Source organism: Streptomyces sp. NPDC008086 (assembly GCF_042957325.1).
Classification (GTDB): domain Bacteria; phylum Actinomycetota; class Actinomycetes; order Streptomycetales; family Streptomycetaceae; genus Streptomyces.
Window position 1 is genome coordinate 546,712 of sequence record NZ_JBIBIA010000004.1, and the last position, 14,613, is coordinate 561,324.

Below are 14,613 nucleotides of genomic sequence, written 5' to 3' on the forward strand. Positions count from 1 at the left end.
TCACCCGTACGCCGGCCCCTGACCGAATGTCCTGGTCAGGGGCCGTCGTACGGCTCCGGGTGCAACTGGTCTCCGGGTCCTACTGGACGTCCACGAAGTCGCCCGTCGCGTTGGCCGCCGGAGTCGTCGCGGTGCCCGCGAAGCTGTAGCGGAAGTAGCCGTCGGTGGAGGCGGTGACGGTGGTCTTGAGGTTGCCCGTGGAGTTGGACTTGATCGTCTTGACCGTGGTGTAGGTGGTGCTGCCCTTTTTGCGGAACTGAAGCTTCACCGGCTGGTTGGTGTAGCCGTGGTACTGGTTGTCCTCCCAGTTGGCCCGGGAGAGCTTGCCGGTGACGGTGATGGTTCGGCCCTTCTTCACCGGCTCGGGCGAGGCGTTGACCGTCAGCTTCGAGTAGCGCTGCACCTTGAACGTGGTGGCGGCGTCGCGGTGGATGTAGTCGTAGTCGTGGGCGGAGACCAGGGTGGCGAGGTTCCAGGTGGCCGCCGCCGCGTTGTTGACGAAGCCGGTCGAGGCCTGCGGGTCGAAGGTCAGCGTGCCGGTACAGGTCGAGGTGGTGGCGCTCGCCTTGACGCAGGTGATGTCGCCGTCGTCGTACCAGATCTGCGCGTAGTTCGGCTTGGGGCCGAAGGCGCTGATGTACGTGGTCTCGACGATGCCCGAGTCGTCCGAGGCGGTCACGGAGACCTTGGCGGACACCACGTTGGTGGTGCCGACCACGACTGGCTTGCCGCCGTTGACGACGACCCTGTCGATCGTGATGTTGCCCGAGCCGCCGTCCGTCGCCTGGGCGGCGGTGGCGCCGGTGGCGGTGGTGACCAGCACGATGCCGGTGCCGAGCAGGGCCAGGCGCATGGTCGCGCGCATGAACGTCCCCCCATGGAGTCCTTGTTGGATCAAAGGGAGCGTACGGCGTTGGCCAGAGGTTCACCACGTTGTTACCCGAGGCCGGTCCCGGGCCCGGTATCGGTGCCTGTCCCGGTCGCGAGCGGTGTGTCCGGCCCCGACGATGGGACAAGGCCCGGCCCCTTCGGATCCGGCGGGGAGGGTGACGATGGCGGTGACCCTTCCGGTGGGCGGTGAGTCCGGTCCGCGTCCCGGCACGCTGCTCCCCTGGGGCTGCTGTCGGAGCAGGTCAACCCGCCCAGAGGAGGGTTCATGGGCAACTTCCCCCAGACGTGCAGCCACCTCGGGATCATCGTCGGCGGCGTGAACCTCGCGGGGGCCCGGGCGGGGGCGTCGGCATGATCGACCGACTCGCCGTATTCGGCGCGACAGGGGACCTCACGGCCCGCTACCTGCTGCCGGCACTGGCCGCTCTCCAGGAGGCGGGACACCTCGGCGGCGGGTTCCAGCTGACGGGCGTGAGCAGGGAGGACTGGAGCAGCGAACAGTTCCGGGAGTGGATGGCCGCCCAGCTGGACCGGCACGGCGGGACGTATCCGGCCGGGGCGCGGCAGGCGCTCGTGGACGGGGGCCGGTACGTGCAAGCCGACGTCACCAACGCCGCCGACCTCACCGCCGCCGTCGCCGGGGACGGACCGGTCGCCGTCTATCTCGCCCTCCCGCCGGCCCTCTTCCCCCGTGTGGTCACCGCGCTGCACGAGGCGGGCCTGCCGATGGGCAGCCGGGTCGTGCTGGAGAAGCCGTTCGGCGAGGACCTGGCGAGCGCGCGGGAGTTGAACGAGCTGCTCGAAGACCTGGTCCCGGAACAGGCGGTGTTCCGCGTCGACCACTTCCTGGCCATGACGACCGTCCAGAACGTGCTCGGCAGCCGCCTGGCCAACCGCGTCCTGGAGCCCATCTGGAACAGCACGCACATCGCCGAGGTGGAGATCACCTGGGACGAGACGCTCGCGCTGGAAGGCAGGGCCGGCTACTACGACCACGTCGGCGCGCTCAAGGACATGATCCAGAACCACCTCCTCCAACTGCTCTGCCTGGTCGCCATGGAACCGCCGATCACCCTCGGCGAACGCGACCTGCGCGACCGGAAGGTCGACGTACTGCGGTCGGTACGGCCGCTGACCGAGTACGACGTCGTGCACCGCACGCGCCGCGCCCGCTATCTCGCCGGCAGGATCGGCGGCCACGACATTCCGGCGTACGTCGACGAGGAGGGCGTGCGCGGCGAGCGCCGTACCGAGACCTTCGCCGAGGTGGAGCTGGAACTGGACAGCTGGCGCTGGGCCGGCACCACCTTCCGGCTCCGCAGCGGCAAGGCCCTCAAGGAGGACCGCAAGGAGGTGGCGGTGCGTTTCCGTGCCGTGCCCCATCTGCCGTTCGGCCACGGCGGCGAGGCCCTGCCCAATGTGCTGCGCTTCCAGCTCGAACCGGAAGGACTGATCCTCGACCTGACCGGCATCGGCTCCCAGGCCCACGAGCTCACCCCGCTCTCGCTGACCGCGGGGATGGAACCCCCGGACCTGCCCGCCTACGGCCGGCTCCTCCTCGACGTACTCCACGGAGACCCCGCCCTGTCCATCCGCGGCGACGAGGCCCAGGAGGCATGGCGGGTCCTCGAACCCGTACTGGACGCCTGGGAGAAGGACCTCGTCCCGCTGGAGGAGTACCCGGCCGGCTCGGACGGGCCACAGCCGCCCTCCCCGTACGAGGACGGCCTCCAGCGCCGGGAGGACCTGCTGCACGAGCCGGCGGCCCCACCGGACGACGTCTGACGGCTCCCGCGACGCGAGAGCGCACGCGCCGGACGTTCAGCGCCCTCCGTCGTGCGTGGCGCCCGCCAGGCGGCCGTTCTCGCGGTCCAGCCAGTGGCGGCGCAGGGCCTCCAGGACGATCGAGACGTCGAAGGAGGTCACGCCGGGCAGCCGGGCGAGGTCGTGGGTGAGGAAGTCGGCGAGGCCGCGTTCGTCACGGAAGACGCCCTGGTGGACCACGCAGGAGTGGCCCGCGGTGGTGGAGACGTAGCGTGCCGAGGGGTGGGTTGACAGGGACGTGGCCACGTCCGTGATCGCGCCGGGGGAGACCGTGAGGGCCACGACGGCCTCCAAGGCGTAGCCGAGCAGGGACGGTTCGATCTCCACCCGGGGGCGGACCAGGCCGCGTTGGAGCAGGGACTGGGTGAGCCGGTAGGCCGTGGACTGGCCGAGGTCCAGTCGGCGGGAGACCTGGGCGGCCGTGGTACGGCCGTCCGCGGCGAGCAGGTGCAAGGTGCGCAGTTCGTCGCCGGTGAGCGGGGCCGGGCCGGGCGGGGGGCCGGTGGGGGTGGGCGTGGGAGTGTCCGGTGCCGCGTGGGCGGTGAGGCGGTGGATCTGGTCCTCGGTGAGGCGGGGGAGGCGCCAGGCGTCGGACTTGGCGGTCGCGGAGAGGACCAGTTCGGAGCGGGCCGAGCGGACGCCGGGGGTGGCCGGGATGCCCCGGGTCAGCAGGTCCCGTACGTCGGCCCGGCGCTCGGGCAGGACCGAGCAGTAGACGTCCGTCGTGCCGGCGGTGACGGCGACCAGGGTCGTGCCGGGCAACTCGGCGAGACGGCGGGCGACTTCGGGAGCGGCGCCTGGTTCCGCCGTCACCCAGACGTGCCAGGGGTGGCCTTCGCCGGACACCGACCAGTCGAGCTGCCCGATCACCCGCAGCAGACGGTCCGACTCCAGCCGGGCCAGCCGGCGCCCCACGGTGCTCGCCGACACCCCCAGGGCCTCCGCGAGCAGACTCAGCGGGGCACGCGGGGCGTGCTGGAGTGCGGCGACGAGGTCGAGGTCGTCATCGTCCAGGAGTGACATGCCGTACATGGTCGTACATCCGTACCTCCGGGGCGGTACCGAATCGGTCAGGGGTCGTTTTTTCTATGAACGATACGCTCGAAACTGACGCCGTTCTTGCATGAATCCTTCCGGTGGGGAGTCAATGGAAGGGTGGCTTCCAACCAGACCACCGAACAGGCCCCGCTCACCGGGCTGATGGCCCTGCTGGTCCGCATCGAGCGACTGGGCAACAAACTCCCCCACCCCTTCTGGCTGTTCGGCGTCCTCAGCGTCGTACTGGCCCTCGTCAGCTGGGCGTTGTCCGCCGCCGGAGCCTCCGCGCCGAACCCCGCCAGCGGCAGGACCGTCACCGTCCGCAGCCTCGTCTCCGGCGACGGGCTGCGGATGATGATCGACGACGCGGTGACGAACTACGCCACCTTCCCGCCGCTCGGCACGATCCTGGTCGTCATGCTCGGCGTGGCCGTCGCCGACCGTTCGGGCATGCTCCCGGCGATGCTGCGGGGCGCCGTCGCCCGGGTCCCCGCCCGCTGGCTGACGTTCACGCTGGCGTTCACCGCGATGGTCGCGCACGCCGCTTCGGACGCGGCCTACGTCGTGCTGGTGCCGCTCGGCGCGCTCGCGTTCAAGGCCGTGGGCCGCAGCCCGATGCTCGGCGCGGTCGTGGCCTTCGTGTCGGTGTCCGCCGGGTACGACGCGAGCCCGCTGGTCACCCCGACCGACGCCGTGCTCGCCGGGCTCACCACCGCCGCCGCGCAGACCGTCGACCCGTCCTACGTCGTCAACCCGCTGTCCAACTACTTCTTCTCCATCGGCTCCTCGGTGGTGCTCGCCGCCGTCATCACCCTCGTCACCGAGAAGGTCATCGCCCGCCGCGTGGCGGCCATGCCGGACGAGCCCGAGCCGGTGGACCAGGACACCGACGGCGGCGAGCACGCGCCCGCGCCCCTGACCCTCGGCGCCGACGAGCGGCGCGGGCTGCGCAACGCCGGATGGGCGCTGCTGGCGTACGTCGCGGTCGTCGTCGCGGCGATGATCCCGGGCTCCTCGCCGCTGCGGGGCGAGGGCGGCAGCATCGTGCAGTCACCGGTGCTGACCGGGATCGCGGTCGTGCTCGCCGTGGCCTTCCTCATCGCGGGCGCCGTGTACGGCCGGGCCGTCGGCACCGTGCGCACCGGCCGGGACATCCCCGACCAGATGGCGAAGGGACTGCGCGAGATGGCGCCGATCCTGGTGCTGTTCTTCGCGATCTCCCAGTTCCTGGCCTACTTCAAGTGGACCGGCGTCGGCGAGGTCATGGCGATCCGCGGCGCCGACCTGCTCAAGTCGGCGGGCATCACCGGCGGATGGGCGTTCCTCGGCATCCTGCTCGTCTGCACGGTGATCAACCTGCTGGTCACCAGCGGCTCCGCCCAGTGGGCCCTGGTCGGCCCGGTGTTCGTGCCGATGTTCATGCTCCTCGACATCCCGCCCGAGGTGACCCAGGCGGTCTACCGCATCGCCGACTCCTGCACCAACGCGGCCACCCCGATGAGCGCCTACTTCGTCATGACCCTCGGCGTCGTCCAGCGCTACCGCCGCTCGGCCGGCATCGGCACGCTCCTCTCCCTGACCCTGCCCCTGTGCCTGACCATGCTCGCGGCCTGGACGCTGCTGTTCTACGCCTGGTGGGCACTCGGCATACCGCTGGGCCCGGGAGTCCCCGTCCGCTGACCGCCCCAGCCGCCACGCCTGCCCTGAGGAGAACCGCCCGTGTCGCCGCGCCGCATCGAGTCCCTGGCCCGCACCGCCCTGCCCGACATCACCGACGACCTGCGCACCCTCGTCGAACTGGAGACCCCCAGCCACGACAAGGTCCTGCTGGACCAGGGCCTGGCGGCCGTGGAGCGGTGGACCCGCCGAAGGCTCGGCCCGCCCGACCGCGTACGACGCCATGACGGCGGCCCGCACGGCGACATGCTGGAACTGCTGTACGAAGGAACAGCCCCCGCGACCGTCCTGGTGCTGTGCCACTACGACACCGTCTGGCCGGCCGGCACCCTCGCCGACTGGCCGTTCCGGGTGACCGAGGACGGCTCGGCGAGCGGACCCGGCGCGTTCGACATGAAGCTCGGCCTGGTGCAGGCCGTGTGGGCGCTGCGGCTGCTGCGCGAACTGGAACTGCCGCGCCCCTCGGTTCGGCTCTTCCTCAACGGCGACGAGGAGATCGGCAGCCCCGCCTCGCGCCCGCACATCGAGCGGCTCAGCGAGGACGCGGCGGCCACGCTGGTGTGCGAGGCGGCGGCCGGGCCGGAGGGGGCGCTGAAGACGTCCCGCAAGGGCGTCGGCCTGTTCGAGGTGACGGCGGCCGGCGTCGAGGCGCACGCCGGTCTCGACCCCTACGCGGGCGCGAGCGCCGTGCACGCCCTCGCTGAACTGGTCACCCGGATCGCCGCCCTGGGCTCCCGGGAGCGCGGCACGACGGTCAACGTCGGCGTGATCAGCGGGGGCACGGGCACCAACATCGTCGCCGGGCACGCCCACTGCGCCATCGACGTACGCATCGCCCTGCCCGCCGAGGCGGCGCGTGTCGACGCCGCGCTGACCGAGCTGCGCCCCGCCGACCCGCGCGTCAGGGTCACCGTCACCGGCGGCTGGAACCGCCCGCCCATGGTGCCCGACCCCGGCTCCCAACTCCTGCTCAAGCAGGCCCAGTCCATCGCCGGCGAGCTGGGGTGGCGGCTCGCGGAGACCTCCGTCGGCGGCGCCAGCGACGGCAACTTCGTCGCTGCCCTCGGCCGGCCCGTCCTGGACGGGCTCGGCGCGGTCGGCGGCGGCGCCCACGCCCGCCACGAACACGTCCTGCTGGACCACGTCCCCGCCCGGACGGCACTGCTGGCGGGGCTGCTCACGGCGTACGCGCAGTAGCACGGAGCAGCTGCTCAGGAGCCTGTGCGGTAGTTGCCGGATCGTGTCCCTGGCCCGCATCCGACCGGCCGGTTCCGTGCGTCTACGACGGTATGGATCTCGAAAAGCCACCCCAGCCGCAGCGCCAGGCTCCCCAGGAACCCCAGGGGTGCCTGGTGGTCGCGATCCGCGTCCCGGTGCGGATCGTCGTCCTCGTACTGGTCGTGCCGGTACGGATGGCGTGGGACGCGCTCGTCGTCGCCGGACGCCTCCTGAACGACACCGTCCTGCGGCCGGTGGGGCGGGCACTGCTGTGGCTCGGCCGGGCGCTGTTCGTGTGGCCGTTCGTGGCGCTGTGGCGGTACGTCGTGGTTCCCGTCGCGCGGGGGCTCGCCTGGCTGGGCAACGTCCTCCTCGTCGTGCCGCTCGTGTGGCTGTACCGGTACGTCCTGACTCCCGTCGGGCACGCGTGCGCGTGGCTGGCGCGGGGAATCGGGGCGGGCCTGGGATGGCTCTACGCGCGCGTGCTCACGCCGATCGGGCACGCGGTGACGTGGGTCCTGCGCGGCCTCGGCCCCGTACTCGCCGCGACCGGGCTCGGCGTCTTCGCCGCGGTGGCCTGGCTGGCGCGGTACCTCCTCGTCATCCCCGCCCGGTGGGTGTACGAGTGGATCCTCACGCCGGTCGGGCACGCCGTCGCCTGGTGCGCGAGAGGCCTGGTGTGGCTCCTGAGCGCGATCGTCACCGGCATCGGGATCGCCCTGTACTGGACCGCCCGCGTGCTGTTCGTCCTGCCCGCGCTGGCCCTGTACCGCTGGGTCCTCGCCCCCGTCGGCCGCGTGCTCGCCGTCGTCGGCAAGGAGCTCCGGGACGCGCTCGGGCACGCCTGGCGGGTCGCCGGACGGATCTCGCTCGCCGTCGGACGGTTCCTCGCCGCCCTCTTCCGGTGGACCTTCGTGGAGCCGGTGCGCTGGGTGTACCGGACGGTGCTCACACCGGTCGGGCACGTCGTCCGGGACGCGGTGCTGCGGCCCGTCGCCGAGGCCGCGCGCAGCGTGGGACGGGCCACCCGGCAGGCCCTCACCGCCGCCCGCGAGTCCGTACGGCAGGCGCGGGCCGACTTCCGGCGGATGTTGTTCGGGGAGCCGGAGAAACCGGAAGCGGTGGCCGCACGGGAACCTCGGGGCCGCGAGACACGTACTCTTGGTAGTAGTACGACCGCTCTCACGAAGGACTGAACGACACTGGGCAAGCGACAGCCCGTAGGCCCGCCGCCCGCACCCGCGGTGCAGCGCATCCGACTGCGCTACACCAAGCGCGGCCGCCTCCGGTTCACCAGCCACCGTGACTTCCAGCGCGCCTTCGAGCGTGCGCTGCGCCGTGCCGAGGTACCCATGGCGTACTCGGCGGGGTTCACGCCGCATCCGAAGGTGTCGTACGCCAATGCCGCACCCACCGGCACGGGCAGTGAGGCGGAGTATCTGGAGATCGCGCTCACCACCGCGCGGGATCCGGAGCAGCTGCGGATCCTCCTCGACGAGTCGCTGCCCACCGGCCTCGACATCGTCGACGCGGTCGAGGCCCGGACCTCGGGGCTCGCCGACCGGCTCACGGCTTCCGTGTGGGAGCTGCGGCTGGCCGGTGTGGAGCCGGCCGAGGCCGAGCGGGCCGTGGCGGCCTTCAACACCGCCGAGGCGGTGGAGGTCCAGCGGATGACCAAGAACGGCGTCCGTACCTTCGACGCCCGCCCCGCGGTCGCACAACTTGAAACACAGAGTGAAACGGCTGATAGGCCGACCGACCAGCCCTGTGCGATACTGCGGCTGGTTGTTCGGCACGTGACGCCTGCCGTACGACCCGACGACGTCCTGTCCGGTCTCCGCGCCGTGGCCGACCTGGCGCCGCCGGTCCCCGCAGCGGTGACCAGGCTGGCGCAGGGGCTGTTCGATGAAGAGACCGGCACGGTGACCGACCCGCTCGCGCCCGACCGCGAGGCAGCGACGGCCCCAACCGAGGCCGAGAACGCTGCCGCCGCGACGGCGCCGGCGTAAGGAAGGTTCCGCGTAGGGACGGACGTCGAAGCGCCGCCCTCGTACTCGGGAGCCACCTGGGTCGGGCAGCGCACCGACCAGAAGACTTTCGCCAGGCCGTACGCATTCGGCGTACGGAACCGGCGAGACAGGACACAGAGAGCTCCCGTGCGGCGCCCGCGCCCCGGACGGCGGCAGTCGCGCATCGCGCGAGCCGCGGACGTCACCGGCACACCGCCGGACCAGGCGCGGCGCCCGGGAGCCTGACGGGAGAAACGCCCGCATGCTCGAACCGACCGAACCCAACGAGGGTTCCGAACTGAACACTCCCAGCGACACCCTGCCGCCGCGTCGTCGGCGCCGTGCCGCGTCCCGACCGGCGGGCCCTCCGTCGGCTGCCGCCGAGACCCAGCCCGCAGAGCTGGTCGAGCCGGCCATACCGGTCGCCGAGGCCGCCGATGTGGCGGCGCTGAGCGACGAGGACGAGACGGCTGAGAAGCCGGACGAGAGCGTCGAGGCCGTCGGCGCCGACGAGGGCGCGGAGACCGAAACGGCCGAAGAGACGGCGGAAGAGGTCGCGGAGGCCGCACCCGCCGGCCGTACGCGTCGCCGTGCGGTGCGCCGCGCGTCCGCGCCCGCCGGGGCCCCGGCCGCCGCCGAGGCCGCCGAGACCGTGGTCCCCGTGGCCGCCGCCGCGCCGGTCGCCGAGGAATCCCCGGCCGCGGCCGAGAGCACCGAGGTGACCGAGGAGGCCGCGCCGCCTCGTACGCGTCGTCGTGCGGTGCGCCGCGCGTCCGCCCCGGTCGGCGCCCCCGCCGAGGCCGCCGAGAGCACGGTCCCCGCCGAGGTACCGGCTGCCGCTGAGGCCGCCGCCCCCGCCGAGGCGCAGGAGACCGTAGAGGCTGCCGAGGAGGCCGCCCCGCGTCGTACCCGTCGCCGGGCCACGCGCCGGGTGTCCGCACCCGAGAGCGCTCCGGCCGCCGAGAGCGCCGAGGCGCCCGTGAGCGCCGAAGCCCCCGCCGAGCCGGAGGAGCCCGCCGAGACCGTCGAGGCTGCCGAGGAGGCCGCCCCGCGTCGTACGCGTCGCCGCGCCACCCGCCGGGTGGCCGCGCCCGCCGAGGCCGCTGCCGACGAGGCTCCGGCCGAGACCCCGGTGACGGCGGAGACGCCCGTGACCCCCGGCATCGAGACCGAGGCCGCCACCGTCGCCGGTGTCTCCGCGCCCGCCGAGGAGCCCGCGCCCGAGGCCGAGGAGGAGGCCGGTCCCCGCCGTCGCCGTCGGGTCGTCCGACGTGCCGCCGCCGGATTCGCCGCGCCCGCCCAGACCCCCGCCTCCGAGGCCCCCGAGGCTCCGCGCCCGGCGCGCCCCGCCGTGGCCGTGTTCCAGGCACCGGTGTTCACCGAGCCGCAGTTCCAGACGCCCCAGCGGGCGGCAGCCGAGGCGGCCGCCGAGGCGGAGACCGAGGACGTGGCGGAGGCCCCGGCGGAGGAACAGCCCGCGGCCGCGCGGCGGCGTCGTCGGCGCCGCGGCGCAGCCGAGGAGACCGAGACGCAGGCCGTCGAGACCGCCGTCGAGGACGAGACCGAGGAAGCCGACGAGGCCCCCGAGGACGTCGTCGAGGGCGAGGACTCCGACGAGACCGAGGAGACCGGGTCGCGTCGTCGCCGTCGTCGCGGTGGCCGTCGCCGTCGTCGCGGTGAGGCCTCCGACGCCGAGTCCGAGGGCGGTGACACCGAGGGCGACGAGGCCGCAGCCGAACAGGCCGCGCAGGACGCCGAGGACACCGCCGAGCAGGAGGAAGAGGACGCCGAGGACGCCCGCGAGGACGGTGGTTCCAGCTCCAGCAGCCGTCGCCGCCGTCGCCGTCGGCGTCGCGCCGGTGACTCCGGTACCGACACCGAGCCCGGCGAGGGCGACCCCGAGCGCACCGTCGTCAAGGTCCGCGAGCCCCGCCCGAAGGCCGAGCCGTCCGACGAGGTGCAGTCCATCAAGGGCTCCACGCGTCTGGAGGCCAAGAAGCAGCGCCGCCGCGAGGGCCGTGAGCAGGGCCGCCGCCGCGTCCCGATCATCACCGAGGCCGAGTTCCTGGCCCGCCGTGAGGCCGTCGAGCGCGTGATGGTCGTCCGGCAGAGCGGTGAGCGCACGCAGATCGGCGTCCTCGAGGACAACGTGCTCGTCGAGCACTACGTCAACAAGGAGCAGGCCACCTCGTACGTCGGCAACGTCTACCTGGGCAAGGTCCAGAACGTGCTGCCGTCGATGGAGGCCGCGTTCATCGACATCGGCAAGGGCCGCAACGCCGTGCTCTACGCCGGTGAGGTCAACTTCGAGGCGCTGGGCATGGCCAACGGGCCGCGTCGCATCGAGTCCGCCCTCAAGTCCGGCCAGTCCGTGCTCGTCCAGGTGACGAAGGACCCGATCGGCCACAAGGGCGCCCGTCTGACCAGCCAGGTCTCCCTCCCGGGCCGCTACCTCGTGTACGTCCCCGAGGGCTCGATGACCGGCATCAGCCGCAAGCTGCCCGACACCGAGCGGGCCCGGCTGAAGACCATCCTCAAGAAGATCGTCCCCGAGGACGCGGGCGTCATCGTGCGCACCGCCGCCGAGGGCGCGAGCGAGGACGAGCTGCGCCGCGACGTCGAGCGCCTCCAGGCGCAGTGGGAAGAGATCCAGAAGAAGGCCAAGAACGGCAACGCCCCGACGCTGCTGTACGGCGAGCCGGACATGACCGTCCGGGTCGTCCGGGACATCTTCAACGAGGACTTCTCCAAGGTCGTCGTCAGTGGTGACGAAGGATGGGAGACCATCCACGGATACGTCTCGCACGTCGCGCCCGACCTGGCCGACCGGCTGCAGAAGTGGACCTCCGAGGTCGACGTCTTCGCCACGTACCGGATCGACGAGCAGCTCGCCAAGGCGCTGGACCGCAAGGTCTGGCTGCCCAGCGGCGGTTCGCTGGTGATCGACCGGACCGAGGCGATGGTCGTCGTCGACGTCAACACCGGCAAGTTCACCGGTCAGGGCGGCAACCTCGAGGAGACCGTCACCAGGAACAACCTGGAGGCGGCCGAGGAGATCGTCCGCCAGCTGCGGCTGCGCGACCTCGGCGGCATCATCGTCATCGACTTCATCGACATGGTGCTGGAGTCCAACCGGGACCTGGTGCTTCGGCGTCTGCTGGAGTGCCTGGGCCGGGACCGGACCAAGCACCAGGTCGCCGAGGTGACCTCGCTGGGCCTGGTCCAGATGACCCGCAAGCGGGTCGGCCAGGGCCTGCTGGAGTCCTTCTCCGAGACCTGCGTCCACTGCAACGGCCGCGGTGTCATCGTGCACATGGAGCAGCCGACCTCCGTCGGAGGCGGCGGCAAGCGCAAGAAGCGCGCGCGGGCCGGCGCCGGTCCCGAGCACGTCCACGAGGCCGCCGTCGCCGTCGAGCCGGTCGAGACGGCCGAGGAGGAGGCGGAGACGGAGGCCGAGGTCGCCGCCGAGGCAGCCGAGCCCGCCGCGCTCCCGGAGCCCGCCTTCGCACCGGACGAGGAGCTGTACAGCAGCGTCGCCGAGGCGGAGGCCGCGGCCGGCCGTGGTGGCCGTTCGCGCCGTCGCGGCGGTCGGCGGGCGTCGGCCCCGGCGGGTGCGCCCAGGAAGTCCGAGGCCGTTCCCACGGCCCAGGACGTGACCGTCGCCGAAGAGGTCGAGCGTCCCGTGCAGCCGGAGTCGGCCGCCGAGGCGAAGGCCGAGCCGGTGGCCGTGGAGGACGCGGTCGTCGAGACCGCGGCCACCGAGGCCCCGGCCGTCGAGGAGGCCGCGCCCAAGGGGCGTACGCGGCGTCGCGCCACCCGCAAGGTGTCCGCGCCCGCCGGGTCGCCCGCAGGGGCCGAGGCCACCGTGGTGACCGTCGCCGAGACCGCGTCCGCGGCGCCCGAGCAGGTGGCGCAGGCCCCGGCCGAGGCTCCGGCGGAGCAGGCCGAGGCGCCCGCCGCCGAAGCGGTCGCCGAGAGCGCCCCGGCCCGCCCGCGGCGCCGTGCCGTGCGCAAGGCCACCGCGCCGACCGCCTCCGAGGACACGGCCGTCGTGGTCGTCCCGGCCGCGGAGGCCGAGGCCACCGCTGAGGCCCCGGCCGCGCAGGAGGGCGTCGAGGAGACGGCTCCCGCCAAGAAGGCGGCCCGCAAGACGGCCAAGAAGGCGACGGCGAAGAAGGCCGCCACCAAGAAGACCGCGGCCAAGAAGACGGTCGCGAAGAAGGCGACGGCCAAGAAGGCGGCCAAGAAGCCGGCGGCGAAGAAGACCGCTGCGGCGGAGCAGAAGGCGTCGACCGTCTCGGCCTCGACGGAGGACTGACCGGGACGACCCACGGCCTCGGGGTCACCCAGACCCCGGGATCACCTGGCCCAGCGCGAGCGCGGGGCACCGGAACCAACCGGTGCCCCGCGCTTCGGCGTTCATGGCGCCCTCCCGTATGACGGATCTCCGTATGGTCACCATGCCTGCACCGTTTCGTCACTCTCTGTTTCCCTTGTGAGGGACTGCACGTCAAGTCAAGATTTCGCTGTGATAACTCAGAGGCAATGTGTTGTCTTTGTGCTGGTAACGTGACCACGGTCCCGGCAGCTGAGACGCCCGCCGCCGTAGACCCAGCCGAGCACGCCCGGTCGTCCGACGCGGACCACGGCTGACTTCCCGCAAGGCACCCCACTGGGGGGTGGAGTGCTGCGCGAAAGCCGTTCGCCGCCGCGACAGAGTCGGCGAACGTCCAGGGATGCGGACGTGCTGCGCTCGACAAGCGTCCCTCCCGACCCGGCACGACGTGGTGCGCCCCTTGAGGTCGCCGAAGAGGAGGGGGAGTCGATGAGTGACGCCCAGGAGTTGATACCGGCTGCCAAGCCCGTCATCGACGAGCAGGAGATCGAGGCCGCGGTACGCGTGCTGCGCAGCGGCAGGGTCGTCCAGGGCCCCGAGGTGGCGGCCTTCGAGGAGGAGTTCTCGGAGCTGGTGGACGGGCGGTACTGCGTCGCGGTCAACTCCGGCACCTCCGCGCTGCATCTGACGCTGATGGCGCTGGGCCTCGGCCCGGGGGACGAGGTGATCGTCCCGTCGTTCTCGTTCGCGGCCTCCGCCAACGCCGTACGCCTCGTCGGTGCGGACGTGGTCTTCGCCGACATCGAACCCGACACCTTCTGTCTCGACCCGGCCGCCGTCGAGGCCGCGATCACCCCGCGCACCGCCGCGATCATGCCGGTGCACCTGTACGGCCACCCCGCCGCCATGGACAAGATCATGGTGATCGCCGAAAAGCACTCACTGGCCGTCGTCGAGGACGCCTGCCAGGCGCACGCGGCCGCGCTGAACGGCACGCCGGTCGGCGCGTTCGGCAGCGGCGGAACGTTCAGCTTCTACCCGACCAAGAACATGCACAGCCTCGAGGGCGGCATGGTCTCCACCGCCGACGCCGAGGTCGCCCGCACCCTTCGGCTGCTGCGCAACCAGGGCATGGAGCAGCGCTACGCCAACGAGATCGTCGGCGCCAACGTCCGGATGACCGACGTCTCCGCCGCGATCGGCCGGGTACAGCTGACCAGGCTGCCTGGCTGGACCGAGCGCCGGATCGCCAACGCCGCCTACCTCACCGAGCACATCACCGCGCCGAACGTGGTCACGCCGAAGGCCGCCGAGGGTGCTCGGCACGTCTACCACCAGTACACGGTGCGCGTCCGGGGCGACCGCGACGCCGCCATGGCCCGTCTGACCGAGGCCGGGATCGGCAATGCCGTCTACTACCCGACCCCGATCCACCGGCTGAAGCCGTACTGGGAGCCGGACCAGAAGGCGGGCCGCACCTGGGACCTGCCCGAGACCGAGCGCGCGGCCGCCGAGGTCGTCTCGCTCCCCGTCCACCCCGCTCTGGCCCAGCAGGACCTGGACCGCATCGTGACCGCTGTGAACACCCTGGGGGAGAAGCTGTGAGCACCGGGAGACCCT

Annotated in this window: 9 protein-coding genes; 7 read left to right on the plus strand and 2 right to left on the minus strand. The window is 72.5% G+C overall.

Features of this window, described 5'->3' with window-relative positions:
• Positions 1 to 79: 79 nt before the first annotated feature.
• Positions 80 to 865, minus strand: a complete 786-nt coding sequence (locus ACFZBP_RS16705; protein WP_391413738.1) for a single-stranded DNA-binding protein — start codon at positions 863 to 865, stop codon at positions 80 to 82.
• A 377-nt stretch (positions 866 to 1,242) separates the two neighbouring features.
• Here ACFZBP_RS16705 and ACFZBP_RS16710 point away from each other — a divergent pair, with 377 nt between their 5' ends.
• A complete protein-coding gene (locus ACFZBP_RS16710) occupies positions 1,243 to 2,676 on the plus strand; it encodes a glucose-6-phosphate dehydrogenase (protein WP_391413740.1) in 1,434 nt (477 codons plus the stop codon).
• Positions 2,677 to 2,712: 36 nt separating this feature from the next.
• Here the strand turns inward: ACFZBP_RS16710 and ACFZBP_RS16715 are convergent, their stop codons facing one another.
• The gene (locus tag ACFZBP_RS16715) at positions 2,713 to 3,738 is read right to left on the minus strand and encodes an Lrp/AsnC ligand binding domain-containing protein (RefSeq protein WP_391413742.1); all 1,026 of its coding nucleotides are present in this window, start codon (positions 3,736 to 3,738) and stop codon (positions 2,713 to 2,715) included.
• Between the two features lie 132 nt (positions 3,739 to 3,870).
• Here ACFZBP_RS16715 and ACFZBP_RS16720 point away from each other — a divergent pair, with 132 nt between their 5' ends.
• From ACFZBP_RS16720 to ACFZBP_RS16745, 6 genes are all read left to right on the plus strand, one after another.
• Entirely contained in the window at positions 3,871 to 5,433 is a 1,563-nt protein-coding gene (locus ACFZBP_RS16720; protein WP_383451158.1) for an AbgT family transporter, read from the plus strand.
• A gap of 39 nt (positions 5,434 to 5,472) precedes the next feature.
• Positions 5,473 to 6,627, plus strand: a complete 1,155-nt coding sequence (locus tag ACFZBP_RS16725) for a M20/M25/M40 family metallo-hydrolase (protein WP_391413745.1) — start codon at positions 5,473 to 5,475, stop codon at positions 6,625 to 6,627.
• A 92-nt stretch (positions 6,628 to 6,719) separates the two neighbouring features.
• Positions 6,720 to 7,844 (plus strand): hypothetical protein, encoded by a 1,125-nt coding sequence (locus ACFZBP_RS16730; RefSeq protein ID WP_391413747.1) that lies wholly within the window; start codon positions 6,720 to 6,722, stop codon positions 7,842 to 7,844.
• A 48-nt stretch (positions 7,845 to 7,892) separates the two neighbouring features.
• A complete protein-coding gene (locus ACFZBP_RS16735) occupies positions 7,893 to 8,657 on the plus strand; it encodes a TIGR03936 family radical SAM-associated protein (protein ID WP_383451150.1) in 765 nt (254 codons plus the stop codon).
• A 262-nt stretch (positions 8,658 to 8,919) separates the two neighbouring features.
• A complete protein-coding gene (locus ACFZBP_RS16740) occupies positions 8,920 to 12,975 on the plus strand; it encodes an Rne/Rng family ribonuclease (protein ID WP_391413750.1) in 4,056 nt (1,351 codons plus the stop codon).
• Positions 12,976 to 13,482: 507 nt separating this feature from the next.
• Positions 13,483 to 14,598, plus strand: a complete 1,116-nt coding sequence (locus ACFZBP_RS16745) for an aminotransferase class I/II-fold pyridoxal phosphate-dependent enzyme (RefSeq protein WP_391413753.1) — start codon at positions 13,483 to 13,485, stop codon at positions 14,596 to 14,598.
• The last annotated feature ends 15 nt before the right edge of the window (positions 14,599 to 14,613 follow it).